14 protein-coding genes and 1 pseudogene are annotated in these 21,970 nt (G+C 37.9%); 12 read left to right on the top strand and 3 right to left on the bottom strand.

Features of this window, described 5'->3' with window-relative positions:
- The 6 genes and pseudogenes from EZ456_RS25445 to EZ456_RS22600 form a co-directional block, all read left to right on the top strand.
- Window positions 1-221, top strand: a pseudogene (locus tag EZ456_RS25445) (hypothetical protein); the annotation flags it as partial.
- 1,027 nt (window positions 222-1,248) lie between these two features.
- The gene (locus EZ456_RS22620; RefSeq protein WP_131534091.1) at window positions 1,249-4,482 is read left to right on the top strand and encodes a SusC/RagA family TonB-linked outer membrane protein; all 3,234 of its coding nucleotides are present in this window, start codon (window positions 1,249-1,251) and stop codon (window positions 4,480-4,482) included.
- A 23-nt stretch (window positions 4,483-4,505) separates the two neighbouring features.
- The gene (locus EZ456_RS22615) at window positions 4,506-6,509 is read left to right on the top strand and encodes a RagB/SusD family nutrient uptake outer membrane protein (protein WP_225876601.1); all 2,004 of its coding nucleotides are present in this window, start codon (window positions 4,506-4,508) and stop codon (window positions 6,507-6,509) included.
- A gap of 26 nt (window positions 6,510-6,535) precedes the next feature.
- Window positions 6,536-7,735, top strand: coding sequence for a DUF5000 domain-containing lipoprotein (locus tag EZ456_RS22610; protein WP_131534089.1), 1,200 nt, complete (start codon window positions 6,536-6,538; stop codon window positions 7,733-7,735).
- A 27-nt stretch (window positions 7,736-7,762) separates the two neighbouring features.
- Complete coding sequence (locus tag EZ456_RS22605; protein ID WP_131534087.1) at window positions 7,763-8,956, top strand: DUF4998 domain-containing protein; 1,194 nt, start codon at window positions 7,763-7,765, stop codon at window positions 8,954-8,956.
- Between the two features lie 105 nt (window positions 8,957-9,061).
- A complete protein-coding gene (locus tag EZ456_RS22600; protein WP_131534085.1) occupies window positions 9,062-9,919 on the top strand; it encodes a glycoside hydrolase family 16 protein in 858 nt (285 codons plus the stop codon).
- Window positions 9,920-10,224: 305 nt separating this feature from the next.
- Here the strand turns inward: EZ456_RS22600 and EZ456_RS22595 are convergent, their stop codons facing one another.
- Window positions 10,225-10,755, bottom strand: a complete 531-nt coding sequence (locus EZ456_RS22595; RefSeq protein WP_131534084.1) for an OmpA family protein — start codon at window positions 10,753-10,755, stop codon at window positions 10,225-10,227.
- 249 nt (window positions 10,756-11,004) lie between these two features.
- Window positions 11,005-11,703: an NUDIX hydrolase gene (locus EZ456_RS22590; RefSeq protein ID WP_131534082.1), complete on the bottom strand. Its 699-nt coding sequence runs from the start codon at window positions 11,701-11,703 to the stop codon at window positions 11,005-11,007.
- Between the two features lie 161 nt (window positions 11,704-11,864).
- Between EZ456_RS22590 and EZ456_RS22585 the strand changes: the two genes are divergently transcribed.
- From EZ456_RS22585 to EZ456_RS22575, 3 genes are read left to right on the top strand one after another with little or no spacing between them, the layout of a single operon-like run.
- On the top strand, window positions 11,865-12,926 hold the full coding sequence (locus EZ456_RS22585) for a UDP-glucose--hexose-1-phosphate uridylyltransferase (protein WP_131534080.1): 1,062 nt from the start codon (window positions 11,865-11,867) through the stop codon (window positions 12,924-12,926).
- Between the two features lie 12 nt (window positions 12,927-12,938).
- A complete protein-coding gene (locus EZ456_RS22580) occupies window positions 12,939-14,090 on the top strand; it encodes a galactokinase (RefSeq protein WP_131534078.1) in 1,152 nt (383 codons plus the stop codon).
- A gap of 38 nt (window positions 14,091-14,128) precedes the next feature.
- Window positions 14,129-15,805 (top strand): sodium/sugar symporter, encoded by a 1,677-nt coding sequence (locus EZ456_RS22575; protein WP_131534076.1) that lies wholly within the window; start codon window positions 14,129-14,131, stop codon window positions 15,803-15,805.
- Between the two features lie 255 nt (window positions 15,806-16,060).
- Here EZ456_RS22575 and EZ456_RS22570 read toward each other — a convergent pair whose 3' ends face one another.
- A complete protein-coding gene (locus tag EZ456_RS22570) occupies window positions 16,061-16,375 on the bottom strand; it encodes an RNA recognition motif domain-containing protein (protein WP_225876600.1) in 315 nt (104 codons plus the stop codon).
- A gap of 219 nt (window positions 16,376-16,594) precedes the next feature.
- Between EZ456_RS22570 and EZ456_RS22565 the strand changes: the two genes are divergently transcribed.
- The 3 genes from EZ456_RS22565 (at window position 16,595) to EZ456_RS22555 (ending at window position 21,946) form a co-directional block, all read left to right on the top strand.
- On the top strand, window positions 16,595-18,580 hold the full coding sequence (locus EZ456_RS22565) for a sialate O-acetylesterase (RefSeq protein WP_131534072.1): 1,986 nt from the start codon (window positions 16,595-16,597) through the stop codon (window positions 18,578-18,580).
- A 104-nt stretch (window positions 18,581-18,684) separates the two neighbouring features.
- On the top strand, window positions 18,685-19,077 hold the full coding sequence (locus EZ456_RS22560; RefSeq protein ID WP_131534070.1) for a nuclear transport factor 2 family protein: 393 nt from the start codon (window positions 18,685-18,687) through the stop codon (window positions 19,075-19,077).
- A 358-nt stretch (window positions 19,078-19,435) separates the two neighbouring features.
- Window positions 19,436-21,946 (top strand): beta-L-arabinofuranosidase domain-containing protein, encoded by a 2,511-nt coding sequence (locus EZ456_RS22555; protein ID WP_131534068.1) that lies wholly within the window; start codon window positions 19,436-19,438, stop codon window positions 21,944-21,946.
- Window positions 21,947-21,970 lie beyond the last annotated feature (24 nt).

The raw sequence follows: 21,970 nt of genomic DNA, 5'->3' as shown, positions 1-21,970 counted from the left end.
AGGGTTTGATCAACTATTACGGAAAATTCCATAGCTCAAAGTTGAAAGGCTTTCTGCGTGGGGTTAATGCAAAGTTGGCTAACTGGGCAATCAGGAAATACAAAGGGTTGAGAGTCAGCGTGACCAGTGCGATGAAATGGCTAAAGCGTTTATATAAACGAAAACCAAAACTCTTTGCACACTGGACATTTGGCTCAAAACCTACTATGGAATTACGATAATAAGAGCCGTATGATGGGAGACCATCACGTACGGTTCTGTGAGAATCTCAGGTTGAGATACCTGGGTTTACTTGATAATCTGCTTTACTTAATAATGCATTCTGCTCTCCGGATCTTCCCATAGGGAAAGGTTCGGAGTTTTTTGTTTACAGCCAGTTTTGATATGCTGTAATTGAAGTGAAATATCCTGTAATGGTTTCTACAATTAATAGAATGCGTTAATGTAATAATTGCTTGCAAATAACGCTGTCTGATTGTTGGAGAGTTGATATTATTTAATCTAATTCGCTGATTTTTAATTCGGATTTAGCTAAATATTTTGCTAGAACATCCTTTGTTAAACAATGGAAAATATTGATGTAAACAGGCGTGAAAATGACAAGTAATTGATCGGGGTTTGTAAAATTCTTTTTTTATTTTAAACGTCTTTCTAACGTTTAATTTTTGACTAAAATGCTCAAAAGTATCAAACAAGACTAAAAAGTAACGATTTAACCCCTACTTATTACCGTATTACCCCTCACTACGAACGCAATTTTTGTAGTTAATTTGTTTTAACCAAGTATAAGAATATATGATCGATCCAGATTATTCTAGATTAACTACCAAGAATAATTAATGATTGTAGCAAATTAATAAATGTTACAATCAGTTTTTTGCCGATATAAAACCTAATAAATCATCTGATGAAAAGACAAAACCTCAGATATCGATCATGTTAATTAAAAATTACAATCACCCCTTAACCAAACTAGTCATCCCTAAAACAAAACTTTATGAAGAAAGCTAAATCTACTCCACATTCCATCTTAAATCTCCGGCAAAAATAAAATGAACCTCATTTGCTTTTGACCGAGCAAATTACTTAATCAAAATTGTGAAAAGGATATAGGCATTAAGTCCAAATTCCTAAGCGATAACTAACGAAATATTTCGATCGGAATAACTGTGTAATGCCCATGCCTGTTTAGCAGTTAAGCTAACTCAATATGATATTAATATAACTAACCAATTTAAACCAATTTTTATGAAGAAAAAATTACCGAAGAAAATCCCGCTCCATCAGCAGGGTATTGCTTTTAGATCAATCTTGCAGTTTTTGATCTATTTCGTGATTACAGCTTCCTGCTTAACCGCATCTGCACAAACAGATGTAACGGTAAGGGGAGTAGTAAAAGATACCGTTGGCGGTTTACCAGGTGTAAATGTTAAAGTTTCGGGCACCAATCGTGGAATTTCTACCGATGAGTTTGGACGATATACCATTAAATTACCAAGAACAGGTAAATTATTGTTCTCATTAGTGGGTTACAAACCTAAAAATGTTGCCATTGCCAATTATGATAAAAATGCCGAGGGCGTTTATGTAATTAATGTAACACTCCAGTCGGATGCCAACTCATTAGATGAAGTAGCGGTTGTAGGCTTTGGTACACAGAAAAAAACAAGTGTAATCAGTTCTATTACGGCCATTAATCCGAAAGAGCTTAAGGGGCCAACCAGTAATTTAACCACCATGATGGCGGGTAGGGTAGCTGGTATGATTGCTTATCAAAGGAGCGGTGAACCAGGTGCAGATAACGCACAGTTTTTTATCCGTGGTTTAGGAACCTTCGGTGCTGGCAAGCAAGATCCGTTAATCCTGATTGATGGTATCGAATCGAGCCAAAATGATATGGCACGTTTGCAGCCTGACGATATTTCTTCCTTTAACGTACTTAAAGATGCAACAGCATCTGCAGTGTATGGTGCCAGGGGTGCAAATGGAGTAGTACTTATTTTAACTAAATCTGGCGTTGCAGGTCAAACTAAATTTGGAATTCGGGCTGAGTCTTCCTTATCCTCCAATACCCAGAATTTTAAGTTTGCCGATAACGTAACTTATATGAAACTAGCCAATGAAGCTGCTCTTACACGCAATCGCTTGGCCATATTACCATATTTGCAAACCAAGATAGACGCTACTGCAGCAGGTGAAAACGAATTGCTTTATCCTAACAACAACTGGATAGAACAGTTAATTAAAGATTATACCATTAACCAACGTTATAACCTTAACATTTCTGGAGGGGGAACCAAAGCGAGCTATTATATCGCTGGTACTTATAATATTGATAACGGGGTATTAAAAGTTGCCGATTTAAATAACTTTAACAGTAATATTAAGTTAAAGAATTATTCTGTCCGTTCTAACGTAAACATTAACCTAACCAATACTACTGAAGCTATTATTCGTGTTTACGGTCAGTTTGATGATTATACTGGTCCGGTAGGTGGTGGCGGTGCTACCTTTAACAGGGCAATTTGGTCTAACCCGGTAATGTTCCCAGCGGTTTATCCAGCAAGTTTGTCGCCTTTTAGCAACCACCCTTTATTTGGTAATGCCATTTCACCAAGGGGTGGTTTATATATGAATCCTTATGCCGAAATGGTAAAAGGTTATCAGGATAAAAATGCCTCAACATTACAAACCCAGATAGAAATTAAGCAGGATTTAAAATTTATTACACCAGGTTTAACCGCCAGGATGATGACTTATGCCCGTAGATATTCATATTTTGATATTTCACGCGCCTACAATCCCTTCTATTATTCTGCTACTGAACAGCCAGATAAATCAATCGGACTTAGCCTGATTAACGGTGGTGGTGCATTGTCTATTGGTCCGGTAGGTACTGAATATTTAGGTTATTCAGAAGGGACGAAAGATTTGAATTCTACATTTTATGCTGAGTTTTCTGCAAACTACAACCGTACTTTTAAAGAGAAACATGCGGTAGGTGCAATGTTGATCACCACCATGAGGAATTATCTGGCCGCAAATCCTGGTAGCCTTCAACTTTCTTTGCCATCGCGTAACCAAGGTGTATCTGGAAGAGCCACTTACGGTTACGACAACCGCTACCTGGCTGAATTTAACTTTGGATATAACGGATCAGAGCGATTTGCAGAAAATAACCGTTTTGGTTTCTTCCCATCATTCGGTTTAGGCTACATTGTTTCGAACGAAAGTTTTTTTAAGCCACTTACAAAGGTAATCAATAGCTTAAAGTTAAGGGCAACTTATGGTTTGGTGGGTAACGATCAGATTGGTAATGCTTCCGATCGTTTCTTCTACCTTTCTGAAGTAAACATGAACAACGGAACATTTGGTTCTAGTTTTGGTGAGGACGGTTTATACTACAGAGACGGTATTTCCATTTCGCGTTATTCTAATCCATTAATTACCTGGGAAAGATCTAAACAAACTAATATTGGATTGGATATGACCTTGTTTAATAGCTTAAACTTAACATTCGATGTGTATAAAAATGAACGTTCGAACATTTTAACCGATAGAACCTTTATACCAAGCACAATGGGCTTACAGGCAGCTGTAAGAGCCAATACCAATAAAGCAGAAAGTAAAGGTGTCGATTTTTCTGCAAGCTATAACAAATCTTTTAGCAATAGTATGTTTCTTCAGTTACGCGGTAACTTCACTTATGCTACCAACAAAATATTAATTTACGATGAGCCTTCATTTAATGCAAATGAATCTTATCGTTATCATGTAGGCTTACCCACTACACAATCATTCGGCTACATTGCAGAGCGTCTATTTATTGATGATGCTGAAGCCAAAAATTCACCTGTACAGTTTGCAGGCGTACCCGGTTTAGATTATGGTGGTGGCGATATTAAATATAGAGATGTAAATGGCGATGGTATTATCAGTGATGTAGATCAGGTGCCAATTGGTTTACCTACCAGTCCCGAAATTATTTATGGTTTCGGAGGTACATTTGGTTTCAAAGGATTCGATATCTCTGCTTTTTTACAAGGTTCGGCCAGGTCTTCATTTTTTATCAATCCAGGCAATATTTCCCCTTTTGTACTTAATAACGAAGCTGGTAATCCTAACGTTACACAAAATGGATTATTAGAAGTAATAGCCAATAGCCACTGGTCAGAGCAGAATAGAGATAGCTACGCATTCTGGCCGCGTTTAAGCCCTAATTTTGTAAACAACAATACCCGTACCTCAACCTGGTGGATGCGTAATGGCTCTTTCTTAAGATTAAAGAGTGTAGAACTTGGTTATAATCTGCAAACTAAACTGCAAAAAAGACTTGGGCTAAGCAGTGCCCGGATTTATGCCAATGCCACTAACCTTTGGGCTTTAAGTGCTTTTAAACTATGGGATCCCGAAATGGGCGGAAATGGCTTAGGATATCCTGTTCAAGCAGTATATAATTTAGGTTTAAATGTTTCATTCTAACGATTGAGCTTAAAAAGAAAAATATGAAAATCAACAATATTTTATTTCGAAAAGATACGGCGAAGCCAGGTTTAGCTAAACTGATGCTGGCCATACTCGTTATCGCAATATCCATCAGTTCTTGTAAAAAATACCTGGATATTGTGCCCGATAACGTTGCTACAATAGATAATGCCTTTACACTAAGAAATGAGGCCGAAAAATACCTGTTTACCTGTTATTCTTTTCTTCCGAAAGATGGAGAGCCCTTATTGAATGCCGGTTTTATGGCTGGTGATGAAATCTGGACTTCATTAGATGAAAGAGAATTTATTTCTTATGGTTGGAGAATGGCCAGAGGTAGTCAAGGTGCTGAAAATCCGTATTTAGATGCCTGGAATGGTCGTTATCAGGGTGGTGGAAATGTTTTCAATTATAATGATAACCCAAATGGTAATTATGGTTTATTCAAAGCCATCAGAAACTGCAATATTTTTTTGGAAAACGTACAAGACTTAAGCAAAATACCAGATTTAAGCTTAGATGAAAGACAACGCTGGATTGCGGAGGTAAAGTTTTTAAAAGCCTATTATAATTTTTATCTCTTAAGGATGTATGGTCCTATTCCGATTATTGATACCAATTTAGGAATTAGTGCTAGTGAAGAAGAAGTAAGGGTTAAAAGAATGCCTTTTGATGAATGTGTAACCTATGTGGTTGGCTTATTGGATCAGGCTATTCCTAATCTGCCACAGATTATTACTGATAAAAGTACCGAACTGGGGCGCATTACAAAACCTATTGCCCTTGCCATAAAAGCAAAACTTTTATTAACCGCTGCAAGTCCGCTATTTAACGGAAATACCGACTATAATAATTTTAGGGATAAGGATGGTGTAGTGTTATTTAATACCACTTATGATGCTGGTAAATGGAAAAAGGCTGCTGATGCAGCAAAAGCCGCTATTGATGCTGCAGAAGCTGCTGGATTTAAACTGTATCAATTTCCAGGTACCACTTTTAAATTATCAGATACTACACTTAGGCAGTTAACCATTAAAGGAGCCATCACCGAGCGTTTTAATGCCAATTTAGAACATGTTTGGGCAAATCCGAGTAGCAGGACGTTCAATATGCAAAGAGCAGCAATGCCACGTTTAGCTGCAACTGTGGTTGTGGGTAGCGCCAGGCAACAGTTGGCTCCACCTTTAAAAATTGCCGAAATGTTTTACAGCAGGAATGGTGTGCCGATTAATGAAGATAAAACCCTCGATTTTACCAATAAATATACCCTGAGAACAGCCGTTAAAAGTGAGCGTTTTTATGTTAAGGAAGGTTATACTACGGCAAGGATTAATTTTGATAGAGAACCAAGATTTTATGCCGATTTAGGTTTTGATGGCGGTATCTGGTACAAATACGATAGCCCAACCAATTCTGATGAAGGTACCTTCGTATTAGAAGGTAAATCTAACCAGGTGGCTGGTGCAAACAACTTTGGCTGGTATAACGAAACGGGTTATTTTATTAAGAAACTGGTAGATTGGAACATGATCAATGGTACGAACGGTGCCAGTTATCGCGACTATCCATGGCCACAGGTAAGAATGGCAGATCTTTATTTAATGTATGCCGAAGCCTTAAACGAAACCCTTGCCAGTCCTTCTGCCGATGTTTACGAATACATTAACCGCATTAGAACAAGAGCGGGTCTTCAAACGGTACAAACCTCTTGGGCTACTTATTCTAACAATCCGAGCAAATACACCACAAAAGATGGTATGCGCGAAATTGTTCAGCAAGAAAGGCTGATCGAGATGGCATTTGAAGGTAGCCGTTACTGGGATATTAAACGCTGGAAACGTGCTGCAGAAATGTTTAACCAATCAATCACCGGATGGAGTGTTTATCAGCCAACAGCATCTGAGTATTATCGTGTTAGAACCATATTTAACCAGAATTTTGTGGCACCACGCGATTATTTATGGCCATTAAGAACATACGATTTAACAGTTAATCCTAAACTGGTTCAAAACCCAGGTTGGTAATATTAATTTTTATAAAAATATTCAATATGAAAAGAATGAATAAAAACCTGCTAGTACTGCTGGTTGGCTTAACAGTAGCCTTTTCAAGCTGTAAGGAAGATGTAATTGAACCCTTAGAAAATAATACCAATCCTCCCGGAAAAGTGTCTAATATATCCATTACAAATGGTCCGGGCAATGCCACTATTACTTTTAGCTTACCCAGTGACAAAGATTTGTTGTATGTAAAGGCAGTATATAACCTGGCCAACGGACAGGAAATGGAAGTGAAAACTTCTTATTATGGAAATAGTTTATTGGTAGAGGGTTTTGGTGATACCAAAGAGCATGAGGTTAAAGTGTATGCGGTAAATAGAAGTGAAACTGCTTCCGAGCCCGTTTTTGTTAAAGTTAAGCCCCTCGAAAATCCAATTTGGGGTGTTTACAGGAGCCTTAAAGCGGTTGCCGATTTTGGTGGATTAAACTTTAAGGGAAGCAACCCATCAAAGGCCGATTTAGCAATAGAAGTATTGGTTTTATCAAAAGGTAAATATGTGCCAACTTCAAAAAATATCTATACTGCTGCTATAGATATCGATCAGTCAATCAGAGGATTGGATACTTTAAGTCAGAAATTTGCCATTACTATTAGAGATAGGTGGTTAAACTATAGCGATACGCTTTTTACTACGCTGAAGCCACTTTACGAAACTGTATTGTCTAAATCGACCTATAAAGAAGTAATCTTGCCTACAGATACCCCACAAGAGTACAGTTCTACCGGTGTTTCAAAAATGTGGGATGGCAATATTATCGATTGGCCAAGTGTGTGTTTAACCAAAACGACGGTATTAACACCACAATGGGTAACTTTCGATCTGGGCAAAATTGCCACACTTAGCCGCATTGTGGTTTGGAATTATCCTGAATACCTGAATGCTGGCCGTACCTATTATTATGGGGGTAATTTAAAAGATTTTGAAATTTGGGGAACCGATAACCCACCTGCCGATGGAAGTTATAATAACTGGGTAATGTTGGGCAAATATAGTTCTCAAAAGCCTTCTAAAAGTGCTTATGGAGTACAAACAAGTGAAGATTATGCTTTTGCAAATGCCGGTATAAGCTACAATTTTGCTGTAGGACTGAAGAAAGTAAGGTACATCCGTATAAAATCTATTAATAATTGGCAGGGTACTTCATTTATGAGTGTATCAGAAGTTCAACTTTATGGAGACCCAAGATAGAGGCAATAACTAAACAGAATTTTAGAGATGAATAATCAAAAAATAAATATACGAACCATAAAACTCGCTTTTATGGTCCTATTGGCTGGCACTTACCTGGCCTGCACAAAAGCCGATGATTACAAAAAGTTTACCGAGAAAGGGGAAATTTCTTACACCGGAAAATTAGATTCGGTGAAAGTAATGTCGGGAAATAACAGGGTGTACATCAGAGGCTTATTTCTGTCCGATCCGAAAGTAACACTATGTAAAATCTTTTGGAATAACAAGGCCGATTCAGTGGTTATTCAGGTAAAGAAGAAGTACGCTATTGATACCTTAAAGTACTTTGTAGAAAATGTAAAAGAAGGCGTGCAGAATTTTGAAATCTATACCTATGATGGAGTTGGAAATAAGTCTATCCCAGTATATAAAACAGGAAGATCTTACGGCGCAAGATACCAATCATCCTTATTTAACAGGCCAATAGAATCTGCTTTTACAGATGCGAGTGGTGCAACTAAAATTACCTGGCAGGGAATGGATAGATTAACAGGGGTATTTGCTACCGAGATAGAATACACCAATCTGAGTAACGTAATTAAAAAGATCAGAACTAAAATAGATGAAACAACAACTTCAATTTCTGATATTAAACCAGGTACAAATTTAAGGTACCGTACCTTATTTTTACCTGATACGGTATCGATTGATACTTTTTCGACGGCTTTTCAAACGCAACGGGTAGGTGCTGATATCACTTCAACCTACTTTAAGAATAAAGGAAATCCTTTCGTAGCTGCTGCAAGTGGTGGCCGCTGGCGTAATATTGCCGATTGGACGGTTACTGCGAATATTAAAAATCATGGCGGTTTAGGAGGATGGTGCTCGGATCAGGGTGGTTGTTTGGCCATGGAAATGGGCTGGGATGGTACTGCACAAATTACCAATGGTAAAATATACCAAACTTTTACGCTTCCGGCTGGTAGCTATAGTTTCGAAATTACCATGGCCAAAAATGAAGCAAAAGATCCGGTTTACATCGTAGCAGCAGCTGGTAATACCCTGCCAGATGTGGCCGATGTATCAACTTCATTGGGTTATACCAATTTTGCAAATAATAAGTTCCAGTTTACCTTAACGCAATCAACAACAGTTTCAATAGGCTTTCTAGCCACGATGTCGACGGCATCAGGAAACCAATTCTGGATTGTAAAAGAAGTAATGCTTAAATCACTTTAACAGGCAGCTTTACAGTTAATTGCTTATTCTCTGGGTTTCTTTTTAGAAAACCCAGAGAATTTTTTATTTAAGAATAATGTTAAATTAGTTGATCAAAAAATCCCTATGCGAAATAGAATTCCATTCTCCCTTGTTGTATTGTTAAGTATTGTAATGCAATCATGTGCTGTGAACAAGGATCAGAATTTTTCAAATGCTTATGTTAAAGAAGGCTATAAACTGGTTTGGAATGATGAATTTAACAAAGATGGTTCCCCCAATCCAACTAATTGGGGTTATGAAAAAGGTTTTGTCCGTAACGAAGAGTTGCAGTGGTACCAGCATGATAATGCATTTTGTAAAGATGGCAAACTGATTATCGAAGCCCGGAAAGAAGTGAAACCAAATCCGTTATACGGAGCAGGAAGTGAAGATTGGCGTAAAAAGCCCAAAAATATAGAATATACTTCGGCCTGTATTATTACCAAAGGTTTACAGAGCTGGCAATATGGCCGATTCGAAATGAGAGGAAAGATCGACATCTCAGATGGACTATGGCCGGCATTTTGGACACTGGGCGTAAAAGGCCGCTGGCCTGCAAACGGCGAAATCGATATTATGGAATACTACCGTGGAAAATTATTGGCCAATATAGCAAGTTTAGGACCCGATAAAAAGGCAAAATGGTTTAGCAATACCAAATCCGTAGCCGAATTGGGTGGAAAAAAATGGGCAGCAGTGTTTCATATATGGCGTATGGATTGGGATAGTGAAGCCATTAGCTTATTTGTAGATGGAATGCTCCTGAATAAAACCAATTTAAAAGATCTTAAAAATGATGATGGATCAGATTTTCATCCTTTTAGGCAAAAACATTATATCTTGTTCGATTTAGCGATGGGTGGTATGAACGGTGGATCATTAAACGGCACTAAATTTCCCAACAGAATGGAGGTTGATTACGTTAGGGTGTATCAAAAATAAATGCCTTTCCGATTGTCACCCTGAGGAGAATTTTAAAGATTAATCTCCTCAGATTATCGTCATTGCGAGAAGGCTTTTTCAGCCGACAGCCTGCCCCGTTTTTCGGGGAAGCAATCTTTATGGAAAGGATCACTAGCATGAAAGATTGCTTCGTTGTTCCTCCTCGCAAGGACGACCTTTCTTTTGAATCTGTCAATGGTAGCGTAGGCGAAGGTCTGAAACAAGTTCAGTATGACGAACGCTTTGTAAATAAAAAAAGGCCATGGAAATTAAACCATGGCCCTTCTTGTTATTTTTTAAAAGAATTAATTCTGAACTTTTATTTCAGTTCTTCTGTTCAGTATTCTACCTTCTTCGCTGGTATTGTTGCTAATTGGCTCTTTCTCACCATGACCAACAACAGTGAAATTATTTCCGTTTAAACCTGCATTTATAAAGTACGATTTTACAGCATTTGCGCGATCAACAGAAAGCTGCATGTTGTGCTCTGGTGTGCCTTCGGCAGATGAATGACCATTAAGAATAAATTTTGTGTTTGGCGATTTTTTCATTTCCGCAACTGCTTTATCCAGGATAGAGAATGATGATGTTTTAAGTACAAACGAATTAAACTCAAACTGGATATTGTCTAAGTTAAAGTTGGGTTTTTCAGCGGGAGCCGGAGCCTCTTCTTTCTCTGGTGCAGGCGCTGGTTTTTTCTCTTCTACTGGTGGTGCTGGCTTTTCAACAGGTGCTGGAGCTGGTTTCGCTACCAGTTTTTTTGTTTTACAAGAGTACATGGTAAGGGTAAACAAAGCTAGGAGCGTAGTAAATAAAAGATTTTTGGTAATGTTCATGTTTTAAGATTAATTTAAGTTTATTGTGTGTTTGTTGCCCAAACATACTCATAAATGATTACTGCTATAACGATGTTTTTTTTAAGAACTTATGTTTATCCTGTTAATCCTCAAAATTTAACAATGACTTTCTGAACCGATTTTACCTAAGCTAATTCTAATCAGTGCCATTTTCCATCAGTCTGGACGTAGAAATTTATTCAGTTCATTTACATAAACCAAATAAGAAAAATAGATCAAAAAAAATAATTAAACCTTTAAATTTGGCATTAAGTTTAAGAATGCTTGCGAATTAGCACTGTATTTCTTCTTATCTAATTTAAAATAGAATGCGCCTTTTTTAGAACCTGTCCTATCTTTTTCAGCTAGCTTAATCAATAATCCAGTCGAGGTAATTTTACGGCTGAAATTTCTGGTATCGATTTTAGTATCGTTTACTTCCTCAAAAAGAATATGTAATTGTGGAATCGTAAATTTTTTTGGCAGCATTTCGAACAAGATAGGGTGGAGGGCTGCCTTGTACCTTAGTTTTTTTCGGGCATCGGCAACCATTTGGTTATGATCGAAAATAAGTTTTGGCCGATCGTTGATCAAAAACCATTCAGCTTCATAATCATCATTTAACTGCGCCTCATATTTATGGATATCAATGAGGGCAAAATATCCGACAGAAAGTGTTCTTTCGATTGGGTCGCGGGCAGGCTCTCCGTAAATCTGCATCTGCTCCAGGTAAACACCTTCCAAACCCGTCATTTTTTTGAGTACCCTGTTTGCTGCATCATCCGGACTTTCATCTGCACCCACAAAACCACCCATTAAACTCCATTTGTTTATTTCGGGTTCTAAACCCCGCTTAACCAACAGAATTTTAAGGTGTTCACCGTCAAATCCAAACACTATGCAATCAACAGCAACAAGATAATGCGGCTGCCTAGAATATTCAATCATTTTTTATCCGAGATTTTAAAGGGCTTAATATGTTCAAATTTTCACGAAAATAAAAATTATTATTAATTGTCGTTTTGACAATTAATAATAATTTTATAATTTGGCGGCTTAGATAGGTTAAGCTAAATGCTTTCTTTTTTCTAACCAATTGAAAATATAAAATGAACCAAACATTCGAACTCGATAGTAATCCACACACCAGGTTAAATATATTAACTGGCGAATGGGTTTTAGTTTCTCCACACCGTACTAAAAGGCCTTGGCAGGGTAAGGTTGAAGATGTAACGCCAGATAACCGTCCGGAATATGACCCTAAATGTTATTTATGTCCTGGTAATGGCAGGGCAGATGGCGATAGCAATCCGGAATATACCGAAAGCTTTGTTTTTAACAATGATTTTGCTGCATTGCTTGAAGACACGCCTGCGGGTGATATGAACGAAGATGATTTATTGGTAGCCAATAATCAGAGAGGACTTTGCAGGGTAATCAGTTTTAGTCCTAAACATAACCTTACACTTCCTGAAATGAGTGTGGAAGCAATAACTGCTGTGGTAAATGTTTGGCAGAATGAATTTAATAGCCTTGCCGAAAATGATTGGATTAAATACATCCAGATTTTTGAGAACAAGGGCGAAATAATGGGCTGTAGCAACCCACACCCTCACGGGCAGATCTGGTCGCAGGGTGATATCCCTTTAGAAATTGCCAAAGAAACCGAACGCCAAAAAACCTACTATGCTATTCATAGAAGGAGTTTGTTGGCCGATTACCTTAAACTGGAGCAGAAGAAAAACGAACGCATTATATTTGAAAATGATCATTTTGCAGTGCTTGTACCTTTCTGGGCAGTTTGGCCATACGAAACCATGATTATCAGCAAACGCCATGTAAATAGCATTAAATTGTTTACAGAAGCTGAAAAGAAATCGTTAGCGGAAGCCATTAAGGTATTAACAACCAAATATGATAACCTGTTCGAAACCTCCTTCCCATATTCTGCAGGTATGCATCAGGCACCAGTAAACAATGGCTATTATCCTGAATGGCATTGGCATATGCATTTTTATCCACCATTATTGCGCTCTGCATCAGTTAAAAAATTTATGGTCGGTTATGAGATGTTGGCTAATCCCCAACGCGATATTACCCCTGAATTTGCCGCCAACCGTTTAAAAGAAATGTCTACAACACACTATAAAATCAGCAAGACTGAAGACTAAAAATATTAAATAATGAATGCACAACATTTAAAAAATACATTTAAAAAACTTTTCAATGTTGAGCCTATTTTGGTGCGTTCGCCAGGAAGGATCAATATTATTGGCGAGCATACCGATTATAATGGTGGTTTTGTAATGCCTGCTGCTATTGATAAGGCCATTTATGTAGCCATATCAAAAAGAGAAGACGATGAAATACATTTATTTTCTGAAAGTTATCAGCAGTTTGATATTTCATCGATAAGAAGCTTAAAGAAATCAGAAAATAGCTGGGCAAACTACATTTTAGGTGTTGCCGATCAGTTAAAAGAAAGAGGTTACCCGTTAGGTGGCTTTAACTTTTATATCGATGGTGATGTGCCTTTAGGCGCAGGTTTATCGTCGTCGGCTGCTGTAGAGTGTGCAACCGGATTTGCACTCGATCAACTTTTTTCGCTTTCCGTTCCGAAAATGGATATCGCATTGATTGCACAAAAGGCCGAACAGACTTTTGCTGGCGTTAACTGTGGCATTATGGATCAGTTTGCCTCGGTATTTGGCAAGAAAGATCAGGCCATTATGCTCGATTGCAGATCGATGAAACATATTTACATTCCTTTAAAGCTGGATGGCTATAAACTGTTGCTTTTAAATACAAATGTAAAACACGCACTTGCCGATTCGGCTTACAACAAAAGAAGAGCACAGTGCGAACAAGGTGTAGCTTGGGTAAAAGAGCATTATCCAAATGTAAGCACTCTTCGTGATGTAGATTTAACCATGTTAGAAGCCTATGTTAAGCCAAAAGATCTGGAAGTTTACACCAAATGTAGTTTTGTAGTGAAAGAAATCGGCCGTTTATTAACCGCTGCGGAGCAACTGGAAAATGGTAATCTGCAAGGTTTGGGTAAACTGATGTTCGAAACGCACGAAGGTTTAAGCAAAGATTATGAAGTAAGCTGTAAAGAGTTAGATTTCTTGGTTGAAGCAGTTAAGCCACTAGATTATGTATTAGGTGCCAGAATGATGGGCGGTGGTTTTGGTGGTTGTACCATCAATATTGTTAAAGAAGAAAAAATTGCTGATTTAATCGAGGAGCTATCTTCAAAATATTTATTGCAATTCGGACTCAAGCTTGATGCCTACACCGTTCAAACCGATAACGGAACCAGTTTATTCAATTAAAATTTAAATAACCCAAGGTATACTAACCAAATAAATCAATGAAAAACAACTTATTAGACACGAAGGATTACATTGTATTTGCAATCTACTTCGTTATTGTGGCCGCTTATGGGCTCTACATTTACAACAAGAAAAAATCAGAATCTACAGGTTCTAAAGATTATTTTCTTGCTGAAGGCTCTTTAACCTGGTGGGCCATCGGCGCATCGTTAATTGCATCGAATATTTCTGCAGAGCAGTTTATCGGTATGAGCGGATCAGGCTTTAAAATGGGATTAGCCATTGCAACCTACGAATGGATGGGCGCACTAACCCTAGTGGTGGTTGCGGTATTCTTCATTCCGGTTTACCTGAAAAACAAAATTGCCACAATGCCGCAGTTTTTGCATCAGCGCTATAATGGAACTGTCGCCATGATTATGGCTGTTTTCTGGTTATTACTTTATGTTGTAGTTAACTTAACCTCAATTCTTTACTTAGGTGCTTTAGCGGTAAGCAGTATTTCTGGTTTCGATTTAAGTTTCTGTATGTATGCCATTGCAATTTTTGCCATTATTATTACGCTTGGCGGAATGAAAGTTATCGGATATACCGATGTTATCCAGGTGTTTTTCTTAATTCTGGGTGGTTTGGCCACTACTTATTTGGCTTTAAACTTAGTTTCTACCCACTATGGAACAACAGGTGTTTTAGAAGGTTATAGCTTAATGACTTCGAAGGCTTCTGAACATTTCCACATGATTTTAAAGCCTGATAATGAAAATTATATCGATTTACCCGGCTTAAGTGTGCTTGTAGGCGGTATGTGGATTGTGAACTTAAACTATTGGGGCTGTAATCAATACATTACTCAACGTGCTTTGGGTGCTAACCTGGAGACGGCCCGTGGGGGTATTCTTTTCGCTGCATTTTTAAAATTATTAATGCCAATTATCGTGGTGTTACCAGGTATTGCAGCCTATGTTTTGTATAAAGATGGCGCCTTTCAAGCAGAAATGCTGCAAGATGGATCTGTAAATCCAGATCGTGCCTATCCGGTATTGTTAAACTTGCTTCCTGCCGGATTAAAAGGGCTTTCGTTTGCCGCTTTAACCGCTGCGGTTGTAGCTTCTTTGGCTGGTAAAGCAAACAGTATTGCAACTATTTTTACGCTGGATATTTACAAGAAAGTATTAAGAACAGATGCAACTGAGAAAAACCTGGTAACAACAGGTAAAATTTCTATTGTTGTAGCCATGATTCTTGGTGTATTGATTGCGCCACATTTAGGAATTGATAAAAAAGGTGGTTTTCAATATATCCAGGAGTATACAGGCTTTGTTTCGCCAGGTATTTTTGCCATGTTTATTCTAGGTTTCTTTTGGAAAAGAACAACTTCGAGTGCAGCACTATTCGCTACAATTGGTGGCTTCGGCTTATCTATTTTACTTAAATTCTTACCTACCCTTACCGATCTTTCATGGTTATCGGGAATGGGCTTCTCAGTTAAAAATGCAGCTGGTGTTTACGAAATTCCATTTTTAGATCGTATGGGCTTCGTGTTTGTATTCTGTATCCTTGGTATGGTAATCATCAGTTTAGCGAGCAACAAAGTTAAGGCAGAAGCTAAAGGATTGGCCATCGATGCTAAAATGTTTAAAACCTCTACTAGTTTTGCAGTAGGAGCTTTAATCATCATCGGATTATTGGTTGCACTTTATAGTGTATATTGGTAAACAATAATTTGTAGAAGTTAAAAAGGGATAAAATTCTTAGATTTTATCCCTTTTTTGTATATTTTTTTTTGAAAGATCTGCCCGCTTTTAAATTTAAGCCTTAATGTTCTTAATTCCTTAATGATAAATTTGCCATCCTAGAAGATCCGGAAACGAGTTCAAGAAGACGATCGCTTCTAAATTTAAGTCTGAAAACCTTAATGTTCTTGTTTATTAATGATTAACCTTCACAAAAGCGTGTTTTGATAAACAGAATTAACGTTGTAACCTAGGCCTTTTGCTTTTAAATGGTTGGTTCGATTTTGGCTTTGCAGCTTGAACACCACTTTCTTCTTCAGATATTTTAACGGTAATTACATTACCTTTAAATGTTTCGCCATTTAAGGTTGATACAATGTTTTTTGCATCCGGAAGACTATAAATTTCCAAAAAAGCATAGCCTTTACATTTGCCCGTAGCCCTGTCGCGAACAATTTTAATTGTTTCTACCCTACCATGAAGACTAACCAATATTGCCAAATCCATCTCTTGGATATTGTCAGGAAGGCCACCTATGAAAATCTTAACCATTAATTCTTTAATTTGAGAGAACATTTGGGTCAATAAATTTTAAATCCAGAGCTGTTCTTTTAGGCCTGCAAAATAAGCAAAATGATGTTCTTACCCAAACTAATTGTATGAATTTTCCCTTATTTTTATCATAAATTTGTGAAGAACAGGTATATATATTGATGTTGACAAACAGAAAATGTACATTCGCTTTCTAATCATCAAAAAATAGGTTAAAATATGAGCATCCCCAAGTTAAAATCTATACTTCTCATCACATTTTTACTTTTCACCACTCAGTTTTTACAGGCTAAAATTTTATTGCCGTCAGTTTTTAGTAATAACATGGTTTTACAGCAAAAAACCAATGCAGCAATCTGGGGTAAAACTGATGCCGGTAAAGCAGTTAAAGTAACGGTTTCCTGGAATAAAATTAATTATGGAGCTATTGCTGATGCCAATGGCAATTGGAAAATTAAAGTGGCAACACCAGGTTACGGTGGACCGTATACCATCACAATATCGGATGGAGAATTGCTCGTGCTCAATAATGTATTAATTGGCGATGTGTGGATCTGCTCCGGACAATCGAACATGGAAATGCCACTGGCAGGTTGGGGCAAAATCCTCAATAGCGAAAAAGAAATTGCCGAAGCTAAATATCCAAATATCCGTTTACTGCAGGCAGAACATGTTACCAGTAATTTTCCGCTTAACGATGCCAAGGTGGCTAATGGTGGTTGGCAGGAATGTAACCCCAAATATATTGCTGATTTTTCTTCTACGGCCTATTTTTTTGCACGCGAAGTGTATGAAAAAACCAAGATTCCAATTGGTCTGATCCATACCTCGTGGGGAGGAACAATTGCCGAAGCCTGGACGAGTGCCGAATCGTTAAAAAAGATGGCAGATTTCTCTGCTGTAGTTGATAAGCTCCAGAAATCAGCTAAAAATCCATCGAAAACTTCTTACGAAGAAAGCGTATATAATTGGGTTAAAATCACTACGGATAAAGATTCAGGTAATCAAGACGGGCAGATGAAATGGGCATTAACAGAAAGTGCCAATTGGAAAAATATGACCTTGCCAACCTTATGGGAAGATGCAGCACTTAATAACTTCGATGGTGTGGTTTGGTTTACAAAAAAGGTTACGATTCCAGAAAGCTGGAAAACAAACGGAGCAAAGCTTAATTTGGGTACTATTGATGATAACGACATTGCTTTTGTAAACGGTGTAAAAGTTGGCGAAACGGTAGGGTATAACGCTGGAAGAACATATAAAATACCTGCTAACTTGCTCAAAGTAGGTGAAAATATCATCACGGTTAGGGTTTTTGATAGCGGGGGAGGTGGCGGATTATATGGTGATGCTAAAGATTTAAATTTAACAAATGTCTCTGCCGAAAAAATTTCGTTAGCTGGTGAGTGGAAATATAAAATAGGTTTGGATTTTAAAAACATCGAGCCCAAGCCCTACGAAGAAAATGGTCCTAACCGGCCAACAGTTTTGTACAATGCAATGATTCATCCTTATCAACAATTCTCAATTAAAGGAGCTATTTGGTACCAGGGAGAAAGTAATGCCGATAGGGCTTACCAATACCGCGAATTATTTCCAACGATGATCAAAGATTGGCGTCAGAAATGGGCGCAGGGTGATTTTCCTTTCTATTTTGTTCAATTGGCCAATTTTATGCAGATTGATAATGCGCCAGTAGAATCTGCCTGGGCAGAACTTAGGGAGGCACAGCAAAAAACACTTGATTTGCCAAATACAGGCATGGCAACTATTATTGATATTGGTGATGCAAAAGATATCCACCCTAAAAATAAACAAGAGGTAGGCAGAAGATTGGCATTAATTGCCTTGGCTAAAACATATGGTCAAAAAATAAACTATTCTGGCCCCGTTTATCAATCAAATAAAATTGAAGGAAAACAGATCAGTTTAACCTTTGGCAATAGCCAAAACGGTTTAAAAGCTGCAGATGGTGCAGCATTAACAGGTTTTGCCATCGCTGGAGCTGATAAGAAATTTTATTGGGCCAAAGCAAGCATCCAAGGGAATCAGATTACGGTAAGCAGCGATCAGGTAGCAAATCCTGTTGCGGTTCGTTATGGATGGGGAAATAACCCTGTATGTAACCTTGTTAGCAACGATGGTTTGCCAGCATCACCCTTTAGAACAGATACCTGGCAAGGCCTTACCTTTGCAAAGAAATAAAATTTGTGCAATGTGTGTGGCTAAATGCGTGTAATGCAGGCAATATTTAGAGTTGCGCTATTCTTTGTGGCTTACTTTATATTTTTACTGGCTAACCGGAAATTATGCCAAATACTTTATCAGACCAGGAAACCATTCTCCTGATTGCCGACCTTGAAGAAAAATTATTAGATGGGTTTAAAAAAACAGACCTGAGCACACTCGATTTGTTGATTGCCGATGGGATGCTTTTTCATGATCAGTATGGGAATGTGTTGGATAAAGAAATGGACCTGGATGCCTACCGGAGCGGCATGATCAAAATTACCAAGATCAACGTATCCAAGCGGGAAATACGTGTTTTTGAATCTATTGTTATTGTTTCAGCAAGTATTTTTATCAAAGGAAATTATGCCGATTTATTGCTAAATGGCAAATATCAATGGTTGAGGGTTTGGGGTAAAGTGAAAGAAGATTGGAAAGTGATTTCTGCTAGTTGTACAAGCATTTCAATATAAAATATTTACTTAAAAATAAGAACGGGGAATAACCAATGGCTATCCCCCGATTCTAAATTAACGCTCTCTAGATCTAATATAGAACTAATCTCAGTTTCCACCAAAAGCTTGATTGGCGAACAAGGCCGATGCTTATCATAGCGGGTTAAAAATTGGTATATATCACAATTTGGTGTAAACCTTAGGCTTTGCAAACTGTATAATTTTTTACCTTTCAATTTGTTATTCTCAAAGTTTAAGCTTGCTTTAGCCAACTAAACGGTGTTTTTTATTTATTTGAATCTAGGTTACTAAATCGTTTTAATATTCGCTCATATTTATTAGTTTTATAAAATATTATCTAACCAATAACCCTTTTATGAAAAGAATAATTACTTCAATTTATTTTCTGGTTTCCTGTCTATCTATTCATACTTTGAATGCCCAAAATTTAACTGAGTTTAATAAAGCACCATTAAAACAGCATGTTTATGTGCAATTGCCAATAGGTAGTATTAAAGCCAAAGGATGGTTATTAAAGCAACTAGAACAACAAAGAGATGGTGCAACAGGAATGGCAGAAGAGTTGTACCCGGAAAAAGATAATTTAGGTAAAAACTCCGATTGGCTAGGGGGCGATGGAAATGGATGGGAGCGGGTACCGTATTATGTTAAAGGTTTGGTAGCATTGGCGTATACCTTAGATGATCCTATGCTAAAAGCGAAAGCGCAAAAGTATATCGATTGGACTTTAAACAATCAACAAGCCAACGGATTATTCGGCCCGCCGAAAATGAAAGACTGGTGGCCACGCATGCCAATGATGTATGCTTTGCAAAGCTATTACGAGGCCACAAATGATAAAAGGGTTATTCCATTTCTCTCAAAATATTTTAAATACGAACTCAATAACCTCGATGCTGATCCATTAAAAGAGTGGGCAAAATCAAGAGCAGGCGATAATATGGAAATTGCCATTTGGCTTTACAATAAAACCGGCGATCAGGATTTATTAAAACTAGTAGAAAAGTTAAAACAACAGGCATACCCTTGGATCGATATTTATAGCAACAACAGGTTTTACTTTTTTGGTGATGATTTTCAGCCAAAACATATGGTAAATGTGGCCCAAGCTTTAAAATTTCCAGTGGTTTATGCGCAACTTCAAGATCTTCCTTCTAATGTTGAAGCACTTTCTAAAGGCATAGCCCATATTATGCACGACCACGGTCAGCCGGAAGGTTTAGGTTCTGGAACTGAATTCCTGGCGGGCACAAGCAGTATAGAAGGCGTAGAAACCTGTACCGTGGTAGAATGGATGCAGAGTTTAGAAACAGCAGCAAAGGTTATTCATGATGCTAAAATTGGCGATCAGTTGGAAAAGGTGGCTTTTAATGCGCTGCCAGCACAGTTTAGCCGCGATTTTAAAAACCATTCGTATTATACATTACCCAATCAGGTTCAAAGTATTCACGGAGAGCATGGCTTTAATCAAGATTATGGCTCAGGTATCGTTTCTAGTCCTTATTCTGGTTTTGGCTGCTGTCGCTATAATATGCACATGGGCTGGCCTTATTTTGTGAAAAGTAGTGTAGTGGCTACTCCAGAGAAAGGCTTGGCGATAATTACCTATGGCCCGATGGAAATAGAAACTGTGGTAGCCGAGAACAAAAAAATAAAAATTACTGAAGAAACCAATTACCCCTTCGAAGAACAGATCAGGTTAAAAATTGGTCTTGCCGCTTCCACATCATTTCCTTTGATATTAAGAATCCCAGCCTGGAGTGTAAAACCCAGCATAAAATTAAATGGAACGATATTAAAAGGAGTAAAAGCTGGAGAAATGTTTACTATAGTACGCGAATGGAAAGATCAAGACCAATTAGAGCTGGATTTTCCGATGCAAATTACCACCCAGGCGCAAGTAAACAATTCGGTAAGTGTAGAACGTGGCCCTATTGTTTATGCACTAGAAATTAAGGCGGTAAATAAGTTAACCAAAACGCATCCGGTTGCTGGCTTTACAGATTACGAAATCCGTCCGGAATCGGCGTGGAATTATGGCTTAGTGATAGATAAAGGCAATTTTAGTAACGTTAGCGTGGTGAGATCGACAATGCCAGAAAACCCTTTTATTGCAGCAAATGCACCGATTAAATTAAAAGTTTGGGCAAAAAAGATTCCATCATGGGGATTAAGCTATAATAAAGTGGCAGCTTTTGATGTGCCCTTTAGTCCAATTGCGTCTAACGAAAAGCAAGAAGAAGTGATCTTGGTGCCTTTCGGATCTGAAAATATACGCCTAAGTTGTTTCCCTGTAATCGGTCAGCCAAAAAAAATAAATAAGACTTTGCTTGAAAATTTTGATCAGGGAATGGCCAGCAATTGGGTTTTTTATGGTGGTGGCTGGTTTTGGAAAGATGGACAGGTTAACGCGGCATCAAACGCAGGCTCTGGTGGTTATGGGATAAATGGATCTAAATATGTGGCTAATGGAACTGATTTTAAAGATTTTACTTATCAGGCAGATGTTAAAATCAATACCGCGGGCGATGCAGGTTTAATGTTCAGGGTTTCTAATCCGGCAATTGGACCCGACGCTTACCAAGGGTATTATGTGGGTTTAGATCAGACCAATGGAACGGTACTGTTGGGGAAAGCTGACGGGCAAAAATGGACCGTTATAAGTTCAGGAAAATATCCTGTTGAAATAAATAAAATGTATACCTTAAAAATAGTGGCGAAGGAGGATAAATTTGATATTTTTATAAACGGATCAGCTAAGCCTATTCTTTCTGCTGCAGATAATCAATATCCATCCGGTAGTATAGGATTAAGAACATATAAAGCATTGGCAAGCTTCGATTCAGTAAAGATTAACGCTTTTTAACATCAGTTCCAGGCGATATTAAAC

Origin of the sequence: Pedobacter psychrodurus (assembly GCF_004331735.1) — a bacterium.
GTDB lineage: Bacteria > Bacteroidota > Bacteroidia > Sphingobacteriales > Sphingobacteriaceae > Pedobacter > Pedobacter psychrodurus.
This window is presented reverse-complemented; position numbering and strand designations above follow the sequence as displayed.

What these genes read in the sequence shown, in the direction of transcription:
- EZ456_RS22610 (WP_131534089.1), top strand. Translation starts at nt 6,536, where the DNA reads ATGAAAAGAATGAATAAAAACCTGCTAGTACTGCTGGTTGGCTTAACA.
- EZ456_RS22615 (WP_225876601.1), top strand. Translation starts at nt 4,506, where the DNA reads ATGAAAATCAACAATATTTTATTTCGAAAAGATACGGCGAAGCCAGGT.
- EZ456_RS22590 (WP_131534082.1), bottom strand. Translation starts at nt 11,703, where the DNA reads ATGATTGAATATTCTAGGCAGCCGCATTATCTTGTTGCTGTTGATTGC.
- EZ456_RS22570 (WP_225876600.1), bottom strand. Translation starts at nt 16,375, where the DNA reads ATGGTTAAGATTTTCATAGGTGGCCTTCCTGACAATATCCAAGAGATG.
- EZ456_RS22595 (WP_131534084.1), bottom strand. Translation starts at nt 10,755, where the DNA reads ATGAACATTACCAAAAATCTTTTATTTACTACGCTCCTAGCTTTGTTT.
- EZ456_RS22620 (WP_131534091.1), top strand. Translation starts at nt 1,249, where the DNA reads ATGAAGAAAAAATTACCGAAGAAAATCCCGCTCCATCAGCAGGGTATT.
- EZ456_RS22560 (WP_131534070.1), top strand. Translation starts at nt 18,685, where the DNA reads ATGCCAAATACTTTATCAGACCAGGAAACCATTCTCCTGATTGCCGAC.
- EZ456_RS22565 (WP_131534072.1), top strand. Translation starts at nt 16,595, where the DNA reads ATGAGCATCCCCAAGTTAAAATCTATACTTCTCATCACATTTTTACTT.
- EZ456_RS22575 (WP_131534076.1), top strand. Translation starts at nt 14,129, where the DNA reads ATGAAAAACAACTTATTAGACACGAAGGATTACATTGTATTTGCAATC.
- EZ456_RS22555 (WP_131534068.1), top strand. Translation starts at nt 19,436, where the DNA reads ATGAAAAGAATAATTACTTCAATTTATTTTCTGGTTTCCTGTCTATCT.
- EZ456_RS22580 (WP_131534078.1), top strand. Translation starts at nt 12,939, where the DNA reads ATGAATGCACAACATTTAAAAAATACATTTAAAAAACTTTTCAATGTT.
- EZ456_RS22605 (WP_131534087.1), top strand. Translation starts at nt 7,763, where the DNA reads ATGAATAATCAAAAAATAAATATACGAACCATAAAACTCGCTTTTATG.
- EZ456_RS22600 (WP_131534085.1), top strand. Translation starts at nt 9,062, where the DNA reads ATGCGAAATAGAATTCCATTCTCCCTTGTTGTATTGTTAAGTATTGTA.
- EZ456_RS22585 (WP_131534080.1), top strand. Translation starts at nt 11,865, where the DNA reads ATGAACCAAACATTCGAACTCGATAGTAATCCACACACCAGGTTAAAT.